The 16,125-nt window shown below is 40.9% G+C and carries 14 protein-coding genes; 11 read left to right on the top strand and 3 right to left on the bottom strand.

The window, feature by feature from the left end; genetic code table 11:
• The first annotated feature begins 334 nt into the window (after positions 1 to 334).
• The 6 genes from ACPPVU_RS15280 (at position 335) to ACPPVU_RS15255 (ending at position 6,699) form a co-directional block, all read left to right on the top strand.
• On the top strand, positions 335 to 1,306 hold the full coding sequence (locus ACPPVU_RS15280) for a helix-turn-helix domain-containing protein (RefSeq protein WP_426667385.1): 972 nt from the start codon (positions 335 to 337) through the stop codon (positions 1,304 to 1,306).
• Positions 1,307 to 1,603: 297 nt separating this feature from the next.
• Entirely contained in the window at positions 1,604 to 2,266 is a 663-nt protein-coding gene (locus ACPPVU_RS15275; protein ID WP_426667384.1) for a MarC family protein, read from the top strand.
• 437 nt (positions 2,267 to 2,703) lie between these two features.
• The gene (locus ACPPVU_RS15270; protein ID WP_426667383.1) at positions 2,704 to 3,657 is read left to right on the top strand and encodes a hypothetical protein; all 954 of its coding nucleotides are present in this window, start codon (positions 2,704 to 2,706) and stop codon (positions 3,655 to 3,657) included.
• A gap of 277 nt (positions 3,658 to 3,934) precedes the next feature.
• On the top strand, positions 3,935 to 4,288 hold the full coding sequence (locus tag ACPPVU_RS15265; protein WP_426667382.1) for a YciI family protein: 354 nt from the start codon (positions 3,935 to 3,937) through the stop codon (positions 4,286 to 4,288).
• A 48-nt stretch (positions 4,289 to 4,336) separates the two neighbouring features.
• A complete protein-coding gene (locus ACPPVU_RS15260) occupies positions 4,337 to 5,563 on the top strand; it encodes an RNA polymerase sigma factor (protein ID WP_426667381.1) in 1,227 nt (408 codons plus the stop codon).
• 137 nt (positions 5,564 to 5,700) lie between these two features.
• Complete coding sequence (locus ACPPVU_RS15255) at positions 5,701 to 6,699, top strand: type I glyceraldehyde-3-phosphate dehydrogenase (protein ID WP_426667380.1); 999 nt, start codon at positions 5,701 to 5,703, stop codon at positions 6,697 to 6,699.
• A 104-nt stretch (positions 6,700 to 6,803) separates the two neighbouring features.
• On the opposite strand, the gene ACPPVU_RS15250 is transcribed toward ACPPVU_RS15255, so the two are convergent.
• From ACPPVU_RS15250 to ACPPVU_RS15240, 3 genes are all read right to left on the bottom strand, one after another.
• Positions 6,804 to 7,136 (bottom strand): SRPBCC family protein, encoded by a 333-nt coding sequence (locus ACPPVU_RS15250; RefSeq protein ID WP_426667379.1) that lies wholly within the window; start codon positions 7,134 to 7,136, stop codon positions 6,804 to 6,806.
• A 152-nt stretch (positions 7,137 to 7,288) separates the two neighbouring features.
• The gene (locus tag ACPPVU_RS15245) at positions 7,289 to 7,738 is read right to left on the bottom strand and encodes an SRPBCC domain-containing protein (RefSeq protein WP_426667378.1); all 450 of its coding nucleotides are present in this window, start codon (positions 7,736 to 7,738) and stop codon (positions 7,289 to 7,291) included.
• A gap of 62 nt (positions 7,739 to 7,800) precedes the next feature.
• The gene (locus ACPPVU_RS15240; RefSeq protein WP_426667377.1) at positions 7,801 to 8,631 is read right to left on the bottom strand and encodes a helix-turn-helix domain-containing protein; all 831 of its coding nucleotides are present in this window, start codon (positions 8,629 to 8,631) and stop codon (positions 7,801 to 7,803) included.
• A gap of 300 nt (positions 8,632 to 8,931) precedes the next feature.
• Between ACPPVU_RS15240 and ACPPVU_RS15235 the strand changes: the two genes are divergently transcribed.
• The 5 genes from ACPPVU_RS15235 (at position 8,932) to ACPPVU_RS15215 (ending at position 16,072) form a co-directional block, all read left to right on the top strand.
• A complete protein-coding gene (locus ACPPVU_RS15235) occupies positions 8,932 to 10,416 on the top strand; it encodes an IPT/TIG domain-containing protein (RefSeq protein WP_426667376.1) in 1,485 nt (494 codons plus the stop codon).
• 257 nt (positions 10,417 to 10,673) lie between these two features.
• Entirely contained in the window at positions 10,674 to 13,322 is a 2,649-nt protein-coding gene (ppsA, locus tag ACPPVU_RS15230) for a phosphoenolpyruvate synthase (protein WP_426667375.1), read from the top strand.
• A 78-nt stretch (positions 13,323 to 13,400) separates the two neighbouring features.
• The gene (locus ACPPVU_RS15225; RefSeq protein ID WP_426667374.1) at positions 13,401 to 14,123 is read left to right on the top strand and encodes a DUF4386 domain-containing protein; all 723 of its coding nucleotides are present in this window, start codon (positions 13,401 to 13,403) and stop codon (positions 14,121 to 14,123) included.
• A gap of 131 nt (positions 14,124 to 14,254) precedes the next feature.
• Entirely contained in the window at positions 14,255 to 15,541 is a 1,287-nt protein-coding gene (locus ACPPVU_RS15220) for a DUF4157 domain-containing protein (protein ID WP_426667373.1), read from the top strand.
• Between the two features lie 9 nt (positions 15,542 to 15,550).
• Positions 15,551 to 16,072 carry a hypothetical protein gene (locus tag ACPPVU_RS15215; protein WP_426667372.1) on the top strand — a complete coding sequence of 174 codons (522 nt, stop codon included), beginning with the start codon at positions 15,551 to 15,553 and terminating at the stop codon, positions 16,070 to 16,072.
• The last annotated feature ends 53 nt before the right edge of the window (positions 16,073 to 16,125 follow it).

The following is a 16,125-nucleotide window of genomic DNA, read 5'->3' as shown; positions in this document are numbered from 1 at the left end:
GGCATTGTTAGCTGCTATGATCGATGCAGTGAATGCAAAAATCGAGGGCGAGCCGGAGGCAGCAAATGCAATGATCAACGTGGGGTATACTTACTATGCTTTTAAAAAATGGTTGGCTCTATCTAATTTATACCACCAGTAATAAATTTATATATCATACGCACCAGCCTATCTATTTTAGTATTCCTCGATTATTTGTATTTAGATAATAGTAATCGCAAATCTTCATTATTTCGTTCAGGTATTTGATGTTGTTTTTTATCAACAATCTGATAATAAGTAAATTATAGCATGGCACATCACTTGGCTTATTGTAATCAAATACAATAAAGAAATGGAAATTGCATCGACATCATTTACATCGGCCAATTGTGGCGATCAAAGTACCCTCCATAATTATGAAGTAATTTATGGCAAAAACCGCAGAAATGGAGTGATCGATCTGGACAAGCATATGAAGCATTCTTCGCCCTTTCAAGTTTACAGGCTGGAAGATTTAATGACAAAAATTGATGGAGAGATATCGCCGTCCCGGCAGTCTCCTTATATGATCACACTCATTAAGAAAGGGCAAGGAGAAAAACGTATTGGTTTATTTAATTTCCCCGTCAAAGATAACACCTTATTTATTGTACCTAAAAGAGTGGTTCATTCCTGTAAATTACTAATGGCGGAATGTTCCGGTTATATGCTAAATTTTGATCTGGATTTTTTCCTGAGTAGTGCCTTTCCGAAGCAATACATCAGCAATCGCAGGATATTAAAATACGGTATCCGGCCTTATATGTACCTGGACGATCAGCAGGCAAATGCGCTTTCTGAAATTTTCGAATCGATCATTTCAGAGCATATTAACGGTGGTCCTGAGAAAAAAGAGATGATTGCGATAAAACTTCTCGAATTGTTGATTGACTGCGACCGATTTTTTTCGAATGCTAAGCTGATCCAGGAAGACCAGAGGTCTCACCCTACTGTAGAAAAATTTACAGAACTGGTTGAATTTCATTATAATCAAAAGCGTAACGTTCAATATTATGCAGAAGCACTTAATATTCATCCAAACCATCTCAATTTCATTCTAAAGAAGCATAGCGGATTAAATGCCAAGGAAAGTATAAACAACCGCATCATTCTTGAGTCTAAATTTTTACTTTCCTATACCAGCTTTATCATTAAAGAAATAGCCTATAAACTGGGTTTTGACGACCCCAATAATTTTTCAACCTTTTTTCAAAAATGTACCGGAACTACCCCCCTGGCATATCGAAGTTCAGCACCAAAATTAAATTCAATAGTTAGTTCTTGATAATTGCAGCTTTAAAAATTTATTGTGAACTCAATGAACATCATCCGACAATTTATATAACTGATATCAACACTGCAGATTTTAATCAAGTCTATAATGAATAACTCAAATGAATGATCATGAAAAGATATTTGTTGTTGAGGTTGGCGCTGGCTGCTATTGGTTTGGGCGCCGGCGCTCAAACTACCACTTCTAATGTTAGCCAGGCAAAGAGGTGAGCGGATAAAATTATATCCAGGAGATCAAAAGCCATCGATCATGCCCTGAATAATAATGTAAGCCATTAATGATCATATTATGTCACTTTTCCTCCATTCATTTGTCCATTTACTTTTTATCGGCATCATTGCTCTGTTGCCGGTTGCCGATCCTATTGGCGCGGCTTTTATGGTTGCTCCCTATTTTTCTCATCTTAGCACAATTGAAAAACGGCAGGCAGTTGGAAAAATCTCAATATATGCATTTTTTATATGTATGGTTTCCTTGATTGCCGGCCATTGGATATTGGAATTCTTTGGTATTTCCATTCCTGTTGTCAGGATAGCGGGTGGTATCATGATCTGTAAAATGGGTTGGGAATTTCTGTCGTCTGACAAACAGGAAGAAGGCCCGGATGAGGCAATGAAATTGTCGGGATACAAGAATATAGAGGATAAACTCTTCTACCCTATTACCTTCCCCGTTACGACTGGTGCCGGTACTATATCCGTTTTATTTACATTAAGCGCGGAAAGTACTTCCCCTGATATAAGCGAGTACCTGATTAACACCGGAGCCATATTTTTATCGATAATTATTCTGTGTCTGGTCATATATCTGGTTTTTCTCAATACCAAAACAGTCATCAGTTATCTTGGCTCTCACGGAGAAAAAATTGTTAATCGTATGATTGCGTTCCTCACATTTTGTGTCGGTTTGCAAATCGCTGCAACCGGTATAAAAACTCTCTTCAAAATATAGGCTGAATATCTTAAACAGCCGCTAAAGTAGTTTTGCCTATATCATTTCCAAATAGTTTTAAAAATGACATAAATTATTGATCTACAAGACTATATCATACTGTGTTTAAACGATAGCTCTCCGCCAAGCAAAAAGGTCAAAAACGATTAACATCGCTGATTTTAGGCGTTTTTGACCTTTTAGCCTAACCAATTTTGACCATAGTTTCTCTATCTGATCGAGACCGGGTCCGCAAAATTCGGCCAATTTGCCACCCCCTTAAATAGTTAATGCTAACTAATTTTCGGAGGGCTGGGTCCAGTAACAGCCACATTGATAAGCAATTGTTAATTCCCGGTCGGTTAAAAAAAAAGTGAAAGATTGCTTAACTGTGCTTTTTTCTATAACTTACCAAGAAATATATCTACACGGCTTAGTACTAATAAAAAAAAAGATCTATGAAAATTATAAGTAAAATGCTGGAGTCCCAATATTTCGCCAACCGGCCTCCTGTTTTGTTAGATATTGGCGCATCCGGAGAGATCAATGCTAAATGGAAACAGATCGCAGCCTATTGCGTCTGCCTGGCTTTCGATGCTGATGACCGTGAGTTTAATGTTACGGAGCAGACGAATAGTGCTTACAAAAAGCTGATCATCTTCAACCGGATCGTGACTGCAGAACCGATAGAATTGACTGACTTTTATCTGACTTCCTCGCCCTACTGTTCCAGCTTGCTGGAGCCGGAGCAAGAAAAATTAAAGCCCTGGGTTCATAGTGGCCTCTTTTCCGTGGTAAAAAAGGTACAGTTGCGGGCGATAACACTGATGGAATCATTAAAACAAGCCAATGTCGACTATATCGATTGGTTCAAAACCGATTCGCAAGGTACCGATATGCGACTGATGAACAGTCTTTCTCCTGCGCTGCAGGACGGAATTCTGGCCGCCGAGCTGGAACCGGGCATTATGGATGCTTACAAAGAAGAAGATAAACTCCATTCCGTCATGTCCCAGATGAAGGAAAAGGGATTTTGGATGTCTGAAATGGTCGTGAAGGGAGTGCAACGGCTGAATTCCGGCTACGCCGCCAACATGAAATCATATATCGACCGCGGGATCATGCGGACCAGCCCTGGTTGGGCCGAGGTCACATATCTCCGGGAGATGAAAAAAGACCTTCAACCCCGTGAATATCTGATGCTGATCGTCTTTGCTTTGCTGGAACAGCAGTACGGGTTCGCCCTGGAAGTCGCAGAAGCTGCGCGTGCCCTTCACCCAGGTGTTACCTTATTCGGGGAATGCATAAACGAAATCCATGCAGAGTTGGAAGCGGAGAAACGGAAACGGAAAGCTGGACTAATTTATCTTAAAGAAAAAGTCAATAGGGTGTTCGCGCGTCTCAATGTTTGATTGATTTTTTCTCCAATAAAAAATTACTCGTTCTGAAAAAAATAAGTCCCACAATAGTGGGATTTTTTGCTGTGCCGAGTTTGGTTTATCGGCACTCTCTCCTGTATTAGTCTTAAATTTCACTTCTCTTTTAGTTAGCCGGATTATATTGAAAACCCCGGATACAGATTAATATATTTGAACATCGATGTCCAATTTCAAAATACTCACTTGATATCAGGTTATAATTCATAAATTCAATAACCGTCTGCTGATAACAGACATAAATCTTAAAAAAATGGATGAGTACGCATTAATTATGAGACATGAAGATGGCACCAAAATAGCCTCGCCAGAGCAAATGCAAATCTGGATGAAACAAACCATGGATTGGATTGGCGGTATTGCTGCCCAAAACAAATTTGTAAGCGGCACAGGCCTACTGTTTGATGACGCTAAAACTGTACACCACAATAAGGTGGTTACCAATGGGCCTTTTGGCGAGATAAAAGAGACAATTGGCGGTTTTATAGTAGTCAAAGCAAACTCTGCTGATGAAGCAGCTGAATTTGCAAAGGGTTGCCCTGTTTTGCAGGGAGAAGGCAACACGATGGAAGTACGCAAAATTGCCAAAAGAGATGACGCTCACTAAAAGTATAAAGGCCCCTGGAAATATTATATTTATCAGGGGCTTTTCGTTATGGGACAGCAGGAGTTAATACCGCATTTATTCAGGTCAGAGTACAGAAAAATAGTTGCTGTGCTTTGCAGGCGTTTCGGCTTTGAACAGATTGAAACGGCCGAGGATATTGCAAGTGATACTTTTCTTACGGCTACACAAAGCTGGCCATATAATGGTCTTCCCCAAAATCCAACTGCCTGGCTCTATAATGTCGCTAAAAATAAAGCGAAGAATTATTTACAACACAACTCGGTTTTTGAAAATAAGATTAGTCCGGAGGTCAGAAATAATTCTACTGAACTTTATGAATTTGAGATCGATCTGTCGACAGAAAACATAAATGATAGCCAGTTGCAGATGATGTTTGCTATTTGTCATCCATCCATCTCCCCGGAAGCTCAGATCGGTTTGTCACTTCGCATCCTTTGTGGTTTCGGTATACAGGAAATTGCAGAGGCATTCCTGACAAATAAAGAAACCATCAATAAGCGATTATTCAGGGCAAAGGAAAAACTCAGGGAAGAAAAAACAAAAATTGAATTCCCCGGTCCGTCAGAAATAGATCGAAGGTTGGAAAATGTATTGACAACGATATATTTATTATTCAATGAAGGATATTATTCTGTTAGCCAGGATCAGGTACTTAGAAAAGAGTTATGTTTTGAGGCTATGCGGTTGTGCAATATGCTTATTGATAATGAAGGTACAGATAAACCACAAGCCAACGCATTGCTGGCATTAATGTATTTCCATGCTTCAAGATTTGAAGCCAGGGTAAATCAGAACGGCGAAATTGTACTTTATGATGATCAGGATGTTAATTTATGGAATTCGGATATGATAAGTAAAGGTGGATATTTTTTAAACCGGTCGGCTTGCGGAAACACGGTTTCGAAATATCACCTGGAAGCCTCAATAGCTTACTGGAGTACTCAAAAGACAGATGCAAAAGATAAATGGGAAAACATTCTACAACTCTACAATAGGTATTTACAGATCGAATATTCACCGATAGCCGCGCTTAACAGAACATATGCACTTGCAAAAGCGAACGGAAAACAGGAAGCTATTATTGAAGCGGAAAAACTAAACCTCGCCGATAATCAGTTTTATTTTGCCTTGCTTGGCGAATTGTATACAGATATCGATAATCAAAAAGCCAGGCAGAATTTTCAAAAAGCAATCTTGCTTGCAAGGAATCAGGCTGATAAACAGACGATTCAAAAGAAAATCGACAAGCTTTAAACTTCCCAACCATTCTATCTCCAATCTTAGGAGAGACACTGCTAAAGTATTAACAATTCTTGATAAATGTCCGCGATACATGCAAACATAAATTCTAATTTGACCTTATTTTAGGAACCGATAACATTAAAAAAACTATGAAAAAAATCGCAGTTTACGGATTTGGCCGGATTGGCCGTCAATTTTTGCGTATCAGCCTGGACCGGAAGCTTTCCGTGCCGACAGCAGTTGCAGATATAAAAGATGTAAAAACGCTCTCCGCATTATTCAGCGTAGACACTAACTATGGCCGCTGGCAGGGGGCTGTAAGCACCAACGAACATGGGTTAGTATTGGATGAACATAAAATCGCCTATGTAAACTCTGCAAATGGCATTCCGAACTGGAAGGAATTGGGTGTCGAACTGGTTGTTGACTGTTCGGGCCGCGCTACCAGGCGCGAAGGCGCTCAGGCTCATTTGGATCATGGAGCCAGGTATGTTTTAGTCAGCGCACCCAGCAAAACGCTGGAAGATTGCGATGCCGTCCTGCTCAAGGGAATAAATTTAGATCATTTTGACCCTCAAAAGCATTATATCATTAGTATGGGCAGCTGCACGACGAATGCACTGGCAGCTCCGATAAAGGTTATCCGGGAGGCGTTTGGCATTGAGTATGGTTTATTTTCCACCGTTCACTCCTATACCAATTCACAATCTTTGACTGATCAGCCAATGTCTGACCGGCGCGACTCCTGGGCGGCAGCTGAAAATATTATTCCTTCATCTTCAGGCGCTGCGAAAGCCTTAAAGTTTATTTGGAACGATCTCAAAGTTACAGGGAAAGCATACCGTGTTCCAACCAGGACAGGAAGTATAGCAGAACTTAACCTGATCACCACTAAGGCCTGCTCCGCTGAAGAAGTTAATGAAGCATTTAGAAAAGCTGCCAAGGGAGAGCTTCTGGGCGTAATGGACATTCTGGAAGATGAATGGACTTCAGCAAGGATCGTAGGAGATCCCCATTCGTCGCTCATGGACATGAAGCTTACCGTAAAACAGGAGGGCCTGCTTTCCGTCGCATCCTGGTATGATAATGAATGGGGTTTCAGCAGCAGACTGGCAGAAGTTGCAGCATACATAGCAGAAAGGATCTAAACTCACTAAATAAGCAGTATGGGTGGAAATTCCGACCTTATACTGCTTATTTACCACATCAGATTTAATCGCATTTGCAAGGGTCATAAGAAACCTCCGTCAGGCTAATCAGTGATAAAGTTGTATAGCCATTCCTTAATGATCATATTCCACCCCTGCTTGCAGTCAGAATAACACTCCAATTCAGGGACGAGCCCTTCGTGAGTAAAATGCAATATGGTTTTATCGCCTTTGGTGGATATCTCAAAAATCATTTGTGTGTTTGTCCATTCTTCCTTATTGTTTTTAATCCAATTGATCTTACTATCCGTAACCAGCCACACCACTTTTTTACTCGGAATAAATTCTATCAACTTCTGTTTTGAATAATGGGCATTACCTCCATCTCCATAGCAAAAGATGAATTCATCATTGAATTTTGTGCTGGGGGCCTTCAAATCCTTTGTTTTTAAACCATTTCGGAACATCGTTGATGCGATCGAAAACATCAGTCGGATCGACTGTGACTTCGATGTTAGTATTATAACTTTGGTTCGTCATGGTTTAAATGTTTTACTATTTACTATATGTGTGAAACGTCTCGCGAGTGTTAAATCGACGGCTCACGGAAAACGCCTTTCCCTATAGTAAAATAGGACAATAAACTTGTTTTGATCCAATGAGTCCAGCCTGGTGCACAGTCCTTGTAACACTCCACGTCCGGCGTAAGGCCTTCATGCTTAAAATTCAGATCTGTTATGCCATTATTTTCAGTAATATCAAAAATCAACCTGGTGTTAGCCCATTCTTTTTTGTCCGAATACCAGGGCATGTTACAATCTGTAATTAACCAAACAACTCTTTTACCTGGAATTAATTCTTCCACAATAAAGTTAAAGAAAGAATCACCTCCCATCTTTACTATAAACTTGTCATTTTGTTTTTCAGAATTTCCATTAAAGGTTATTCCCCACCACTCCGTTACATTGCTAATCTTTTTTATCGCCTCGCCCGCGCTAATTTTTGCAGAGATACTGCTCGTAAAATCTTTCTTTGTCATTTCATTTAATTTTTAAACAAAGATCGGCCGATGATAGATTAGTGTATTGTACAAATCGGAAGTCAACTCGTATAATGTTTAGTGGCTAGTTCATTCATGCTATTTTGAAGGTCGGTTGGGGTAGATCCGGTGAACCTTTTAAATGCCCTGATGAAATGGGATTGATCGTGATAATAATGATAAATATGTTCTTTTATGCTTTGTAATTTAATACCGGTTGAATACACCTGGTAAAATTGTTTGAATCGGACTATCTCGGATAGGTTTTTGGGTCCCGTACCCAGATGCTCCGAGAACTTTATATGAAGCCATCTTGAGCTATAGCCGGTTTCTTTTTCAAGTTGCGCCACGGTGAGAAGACCTTTGGAGTCCGATATACGATTGATACAATAGTCGTATATCGGGTCAGGTTCGGTTTTCTCCAGCAGTTTGATTAGAAAACCCTGCAGGATCTGTAATTTCAACGTCACCGAGCTTGCTTCGGCAAGTTGCAATTGAAAGGTCCTTGCATGGTTGCCTATAAGATCCTCCAGCTCCACAATTTGATTTTTGACCTCAGCATATGATAAACGAAAAAACCGATAAACTCCAAGCGGGTTGAATTCGATAATTATCGTGCCAGTCTGCTTGTCTTCATGGGAATCAAGGATGACAGGCAAATCGATAAGGCCCGTTAAACTTAGTTTGCTTTCGCCTTGAATAAAGACCTTGTCACCTATGCAGGCTTCAATTCCGTTGTGGTAAGTAAGCGTTAATTTGAAATTTGCATTTGGGACGATTAGTTTTCTTTCCGCGGCAGGAAGACGGCCGCTGCTTTCAAACACACACATTTTCGCAATGTATGGGCTTAACAAAGGATGTGGCGTCACTGGAATGAATTGGAATGCTGTCATTTGCTTCTCCAAGAAAAGTAATGCTGGTTAAAGATAAGACTAAGAAATGCCTTTCCCTAATTTTGTTATGAAACATATTTATAAAGAGAGTTAAAGAAGGGATATTTATGGCTTCAAAACATAATAGGGTTTTTTTGGCGCCCACGCTTAAAATAAAAAGTATTGCGGCAGTACAATGAAATGCTGATATTTATAACGTGTTAACCTCGGTTAGTCGCTCGCCTCAATTGGCAGGTAGCTACTCGAAAACGGTTACATCTGTATAAACATCTTAGTAAAGAATCTAAACTTTATCTCTTAATGAAGAACCTAAATTTTATCGTTTTTGTTGTGGGTGCTCTATTTGCAATATCTTGTAGCAAGAAAAACAATCCACCCCCCACCCCCATCCCCACTGTTATCACCATAAATTCGATATCTCCAACCTCAGGAAGCGCCGACACAATTGTTACTATAACGGGAACTAATTTTAGCACGACCATCGGCAACAATATTGTAAAATTTAACGGCGTTAAGGCTGTCGTTCAGAGCGCTACCCTCACAACCATAAAAGCTGTGGTACCTTTAGGGGCAGGAACAGGGCCGGTTAGTGTGGGAACAGCTACTTTGGCGGCTGTTAATGGGCCTGTTTTTACCTATATACCGCCAAATACACCACCCCCAGCTATAACCATCAATTCTATTTCCCCTACTTCTGGCGGGTACAATACGGTAGTAACTATAACGGGTACTAATTTTAGCAATGTGACAAGTGATAATATTGTAAAATTCAATGGAATGTCAGCGGTAGTTCAAAGCGCTACACCTACCTCCTTAAAAGCAGTGGTACCAGTCGGTCCCGGTACAGGCCCTGTAAGTGTTGCAACTACAATGTCAACTGTTCAAACCGGACCTGTTTTTACATATAACCTTACACTTACTACATATTTTGCGGGTGATGATGTATACTGGCGAAACGGAATCGAAAGCGTTCTCCCAAGGACTGGAACGTACGCGTTAATCAAAACCATATTGACATCGGGGACAGATGTATATTTGGGTGGGAGTGATGTGCCGGATAGCCGGCATCCTGTATATTGGAAAAATGGCGTCGAAAGCATGCTGCCCACTACAAGTAATCAGGGAGAGGTTACTACTTCGGTTATATCAGGTACAGATATATATTTTGCTGGATATGATGGTAATGTGCCTGTGTATTGGAAAAACGGTGTAGAAAACCCGCTGCCCTACATTAGTGCCGGTGCGCTGGTTAATACAATGGCAATACAGGGGGCAGATATTTACTTCGCAGGTTATGATGGTGATAAAGCCGTATATTGGAAAAATGGAACAAGAAATATATTGCCAATAACCGGTGGTAATGCATCGGTCACCGCTATGGTGATTGTCGGAAACGATATATATTTTGGAGGCTCTGAAACCGGTATTGCCGTATACTGGAAAAATGGTATAGAAAACATTCTCACGCTAAAAAATACTTATGGGGCGGTTTCAGCTATGGCATTTGCGGGCACAGATATATATATTGCCGGATCAGACGGAAATATTGGCTCAAGTAACCCGGTATATTGGAAAAACGGGACAGAATATGTACTTCCTACAACTAATAATGTTGGAAACGTTTACAGTATGACCATTTTGGGTACTGATATTTATTTTGTGGGCAGTGAAATATCCACTGTTGACAAACCCGTATATTGGAAAAATGGACAGGAGTATTTTCTTTCTACAGATGTGCTTGGCGGCGGTTTAGAAGCTTTATCAATGTATTTAGATAATCAATAACCCTGTTATAATTAGGTTCTCAATTAGGCGATACCTGCCCATTCATCTCGTAAAACTTTCCATCCTATTAGGGACTCTAATAGGATGGAATCTCGGGCGATTTTATTGCAAATAAAACACTCCCTCGATCACTCTATTTGTATGGATAACGCCCTTACTTCCATCATATTGCGTACAAAAAAATATAGTTAAAAAACTGTGCTTTGATACATTATACCTTATATTTTTGGTTTGCACATCCCTAAAAAGCCATCAGTATGACACCGGAAAACAAATTCAAAGCTGTAACAAAAAAAGGATATATACTTCCTTTTCAGGAGATCGACAGATCAAAGTTTATGCTTGCAGGAGGTAAAGGCGCCAATCTGGGCGACCTGTCCAAAATCAAGGGCATACGGGTGCCCAAGGGTTTTTGCGTTACCACCGAAGCGTATAAAAAGATAACCGAAAATAATCAGGAACTTAACAGCTTGCTAAATGAATTATCGCGTCTTAAGGCAGAAGAGCGGGAAAAAATCAGCGTAATCAGTGCAAAGATCCGTATGGTCATCGAAGGCGCCCCCATTCCTGAGGATATGGCGGAAGAGATTGCAGAGTATTTCACAAAGTTTGGTGAAAACGATGCCTTTGCAGTGCGGTCTAGTGCTACCGCGGAAGATTTGCCCACGGCATCGTTTGCAGGACAGCAGGATACGTATTTGAATATTATCGGGAAAGAGACAGTTTTGAAGCATATCAGCAAGTGCTGGGCTTCCCTGTTTACGGATCGTGCAGTAATTTACCGCCTTCAAAACGGCTTCGACCATCGCAAAGTCTACTTGGCTGTGGTTGTTCAAAAAATGGTATTCCCGCTGGCGGCAGGAATTTTGTTTACTGCCGATCCCATCACAGGAAGCAGGAAAGTGGTATCTATTGATGCCAGCTTCGGCCTTGGTGAGGCATTGGTTTCCGGCCGGGTAAATCCTGATAACTATAAAGTGCAAGGTGGTGAGATTATCAGTAAGCAAATACCAATTAAAGAGCTGATTATTGTTGCTTTAAAAGATGGCGGTACAGAAGAACAGGAGGTGGACCCGCATCGGCAGAGAAGACAAGCGCTAACAGACGGGCGAATTTTACAGCTTGCTCTTATAGGAAGAGAGATAGAAGAACATTTTGGCTGCCCGCAAGATATTGAATGGTGTTGGGATTATGATACGTTCTATATTGTCCAGAGCCGGCCAATCACTACTTTATTCCCAACCCCTGAAGCGAATGACCAAGGAAATCACGTCTATGTATCTGTAGGCCATCAACAAATGATGACCGACGCCATGAAGCCATTGGGCCTATCTTTATGGCAATTAACAGCTTTTCGACCTATGTTTAAAGCTGGTGGGCGGCTGTTTATTGACGTAACACAAAGCCTGGCTTCGCCCATTAGCAGAAAAACGCTCATAGATGTTATGGGAGAACATGATCCGCTCATAAAAGACGCGCTCATGACCATTATAGATCGGGGAGATTTTATAAAATCGTTACCGAATGAAAAAGAAGATCTGCTTCCTATTAAAAGCAGTAAAGGCAAATCGTCTGCTGATATCTTGGCACAAATCGAAAACGATCCGGCAATCGTTTCTGATCTGATTAAGCGTAGTCAAACATCGATAGATGAGTTAAAACAAAACATCCAGGCGAAATCAGGAACGGATCTGTTTGATTTTATCCTGGAAGATATCCAGCAATTAAAAAAGAGCTTATTTGAGTCAAAGAACATGGGTGTGCTCCTGGCTGCTATAAATGCTTCAGCATGGATCAATGAAAAAATGAACGAGTGGTTGGGCGAAAAAACTGTAGCAGACACGCTTTCTCAATCTGTACCGAACAACGTTACTTCGGAAATGGGTCTGGAGCTATTGGATGTCGCAGATGTGATCCGGCCTTATCCTGAAGTAATTGAGTATTTACAGCACGTTAAAGATGATAACTTTTTGGATGACCTTGTTAAGTTTGATGGTGGACAGGAGACCCGGGACGCTATCTATGCTTATCTCAACAAATATGGAATGCGGTGTGCCGGTGAGATCGATATTACAAGAATCCGCTGGGGCGAGACACCGTTAACACTTGTTCCGATGATCCTCGGTAACATAAAAAACCTTGAACCTGGTACCGGAAAGCAGAAATTTGAGGAGGGGCGGCAGAAAGCCCTGGAAAAAGAACAAGAATTATCAGACCGCTTGAAGCAATTACCGGATGGTGAACAAAAAGTACAGGAGACAAAACAAATGATCAGCCTGCTCCGGAATTTTATTGGTTATCGCGAATATCCAAAATACAGTATAATAAGTCGCTATTTTGTTTGTAAACAGGCTATATCGAAAGAAACCGAAAAACTAGTGCAAGCGGGCGTTATTCTTCAAAAGGAAGATATATACTATCTCACTTTTGAAGAACTTCGCGAAATTGTACGCACACATAAGCTGGATTACCAGCTCATCAGCAAACGAAAAGACGAGCACAAATTATATGAAAAACTAACACCCCCACGTGTTATCACGTCTGACGGTGAAATCATTGCAGGTAAATACAAACGGGAAAATCTCCCAGCCGAAGCTATCGTGGGGCTGGCTGTTTCTTCCGGCGTTATAGAAGGACGGGCACGTGTTATCTTAAATATGGAAGATGCTGATATGGAAGATGGGGATATATTAGTCACCTCATTTACTGACCCTAGCTGGACCCCATTGTTTGTATCCATAAAAGGCCTGGTCACCGAAGTTGGAGGACTGATGACCCATGGAGCAGTTATCGCACGTGAGTATGGCTTACCAGCAATTGTCGGAGTAGAGAATGCTACCAGACTAATCAAAGACGGACAGAAAATCCGGGTGAATGGAACGGACGGATATGTGGAAATACTATAAGTTGAGCTATCTTGATGGTGCGGACCATACGCTAAAGCTTTTGTATCATGTCAAAAAATAAGTTATATTAATTGATAAATGGAAAATCAAGCCAATATTGCATCCCAATCAAAAGCAGCAAGATTCGCTGGGCTACTCTATCTAATTGCCATGGCAACCGGACTCTTTGCTGAATTTTATGTACACTTCCCCTCCAGTCTTATCGTAAAGGGAGATGCTGTAAAAACAGCCAGTAATATTGTGGCGAATGAACGACTATACCGTATCGGAATTGCCAATAATATCATCACTTTTGCTATCGATGTGGTACTGATATGGGCTCTTTATGTATTACTCAGGCCCGTAAACAGAAATCTTGCTTTACTCGCAGTTTTTTTCAGACTAGTGGAAACAACGATTGCTTGCGTTGCTATTATAAATTACTTTGTTGCAATGCAGTTCCTAAGTGATGCTAATCACCTGAAAGCATTCGATTCAGGACAGTTACAAGCTTTATCGATAATGCATTATACCTATGCTTTGACTTTTACTGTTGTCGCAATATTTTTAGGGTTAGGATCAACAATATTTAATTACCTGTTATTCAAATCAAAATATATTCCTAAAGTATTGGCCTTGTGGGGTATATTTTCTTCTTTGCTTTTGCTGATGAGTCAATTTGCTATTATTATTTCCCCTGATTTGGAAAATATAATAATACCTGCCTGCTTTGGACCTATCGTTATTGATGAAATTGCTCTTGGTTTTTGGCTCTTATTTAAGGGGGCTAATATTCCCAGAAATGAACTCTTATATTCTTGAACAATATCAATTTGCAATTTGAGCTCCCGGACTCTGAATACCAATGATATGCTTCACTCCGTGGCTTGCAGATCCAGATTATTATTATTTCCTTTGTTATAGAACGGCATTCCATTTAATTCACGACTGCCATGCGAAACGTCCATCAGCGAGCTATCGCCAATCCGCAACAGATAAAAGCAAATCAAGCTTTAAAACAGTCTCCTGAAAATAATTCAGAAACAACAAGCTATGATTCCCGAAATGTATTGCCAGAAACGCACTCGTATGATTTCGGTCAAATGCCTTTATTTGCTCCGTTATTCATTCAGCGAAAATCCGATGGCCGCAATGATGTTTATGAACAGGAAGCTGATCAGCAGAAGGTCTTCTCTTCAGTTCAGCATGCGCTATCTTCACCAGCAATTATGCTTGTTGCACCGGTTAAAGAGCATATGGGTAACATGCTCCAATTTAATTTTGAGTCAGTCAAAGTACATAATAACCCTGTTGCTGCAAGTTCTGCCCAACAGTTGAACGCACGGGCATATACCACTAACGGGCATGTAGTTTTTGGTGCCGATGAATATCAGCCACAGCATAAAGAAGGCAGGAAACTGATTGCTCATGAGCTTACCCATGTGGTACAACAGGTTCAGCACCCTACCCTTTCTGGAAACTTTATCAGCCAGCCATCCGACTCGGCAGAAATAGAGGCCGGAAAAATAGCAGATGCAGCCGTTTCAACAGGACCTATAAATGTGCCAAAACGTTTAACCGCGTCTCCTGTACAATTAATGCGGGCGCCAACTCAACTCGGCACCTCCAAAACAACTTCGCCCGTAGCCAACCTGGACCCCAGGAAAGAGATGATTAATCAGGTATCAAATGAACTTACTCTAATGGATAATGCTCAGGTGATCATTACATGGGTACAATTCAAAGTACCGCCTACCGGTGCTAGTGTTGATCCCGCAGAACGGATTCCCGGAATTTTTTCATTTGGTGCGGATGAGTTGTTTAATGATAAAAAGGTCATAAAAAAACTAAAACCCATACCTAAGACGGTTGAAGACCTAAGGGCTACCCTCGACCTGATGATCTATTATAACGTATTAACCAGGCCTATTTTTGTTAGCACTTTGGCTAGTGAACCAGAGTATTTGTTAAGGAAAAACATGCAAACAAAAAAGCCAGACCTTGATAAATTTAATGAATCACATAAGGGTGTTGGGGATTTAAAAAAATCACTGGATAAGAAGGAGGAACGTCCCAATCCCTTAGATCCGATGGTTGAGACTACCATTTTACAGAAGGATATGGCAGCCGGTGCTAAAGAGGAGATTGACGCGGAAAAAAATGCTGAAAAAGAGCTGGCTAAATTGATACAGGAATTGGATACATTAAATAGCACCGGAACTGATGATGAGGCGACATAGAAAAAGAAAGTGGCACTACAGGCAAAAATTGTAAAAGCCAGGGAAAGGTTCCGGCAGGCACAGGGATTTCACGCTTTTGCGTCTGATGTGACCAACTTGTTGCAGCGTTTGCGTAAGAAAAATACAAGCTGGAAAGCAGGAACTTATCCCGGGCATTCATGGGGTGAGTTTTCAGTGGATATTTTCCTCTCCGCTAATCTGGTAAAGGTGCCGGATGCAGATGAATTTTCAGGCGATTTCTGGAACCGTACAACAGTCAGAACTTTTTTTGATGACTTGAATAGCGTAGCTGAAGAAGAGGATCCAACTACTGGCAAATTTGAATGGCGTGCAATTTATAACGACAAGCCATTGGCGGTTGATCTCAATAAAAAATTTGGTACTGGCCGAATTATTCATGCACCTAACCATGGCCCTGACGGTCATAAACTACATATTCATCTTGATCTGCGACCTATCAAGCAAAAACTCGACAGTAAAAGCGGTTACAAGATCAACCAGGAAGGGCGTATCGAATTGAATAAAAAATAGCAGCCGCTGGTCCCCGAATTTCCCCCGTCATGCAGATATACTTACTGTAGAAG

Source organism: Mucilaginibacter sp. McL0603, from assembly GCF_049992945.1.
Lineage (GTDB): Bacteria > Bacteroidota > Bacteroidia > Sphingobacteriales > Sphingobacteriaceae > Mucilaginibacter.
Note: the sequence above shows the minus strand (reverse complement) of the source record. Positions and strands in the feature narration are given on the sequence as shown.

Bases quoted from the DNA above. Each gene is read 5' to 3' on its own strand.
- ACPPVU_RS15280 (WP_426667385.1), top strand. From the start codon at position 335: ATGGAAATTGCATCGACATCATTTACATCGGCCAATTGTGGCGATCAA.
- ACPPVU_RS15275 (WP_426667384.1), top strand. From the start codon at position 1,604: ATGTCACTTTTCCTCCATTCATTTGTCCATTTACTTTTTATCGGCATC.
- ACPPVU_RS15270 (WP_426667383.1), top strand. From the start codon at position 2,704: ATGAAAATTATAAGTAAAATGCTGGAGTCCCAATATTTCGCCAACCGG.
- ACPPVU_RS15265 (WP_426667382.1), top strand. From the start codon at position 3,935: ATGGATGAGTACGCATTAATTATGAGACATGAAGATGGCACCAAAATA.
- ACPPVU_RS15260 (WP_426667381.1), top strand. From the start codon at position 4,337: ATGGGACAGCAGGAGTTAATACCGCATTTATTCAGGTCAGAGTACAGA.
- ACPPVU_RS15255 (WP_426667380.1), top strand. From the start codon at position 5,701: ATGAAAAAAATCGCAGTTTACGGATTTGGCCGGATTGGCCGTCAATTT.
- ACPPVU_RS15245 (WP_426667378.1), bottom strand. From the start codon at position 7,738: ATGACAAAGAAAGATTTTACGAGCAGTATCTCTGCAAAAATTAGCGCG.
- ACPPVU_RS15240 (WP_426667377.1), bottom strand. From the start codon at position 8,631: ATGACAGCATTCCAATTCATTCCAGTGACGCCACATCCTTTGTTAAGC.
- ACPPVU_RS15235 (WP_426667376.1), top strand. From the start codon at position 8,932: ATGAAGAACCTAAATTTTATCGTTTTTGTTGTGGGTGCTCTATTTGCA.
- ppsA (WP_426667375.1), top strand. From the start codon at position 10,674: ATGACACCGGAAAACAAATTCAAAGCTGTAACAAAAAAAGGATATATA.
- ACPPVU_RS15225 (WP_426667374.1), top strand. From the start codon at position 13,401: ATGGAAAATCAAGCCAATATTGCATCCCAATCAAAAGCAGCAAGATTC.
- ACPPVU_RS15220 (WP_426667373.1), top strand. From the start codon at position 14,255: ATGCGAAACGTCCATCAGCGAGCTATCGCCAATCCGCAACAGATAAAA.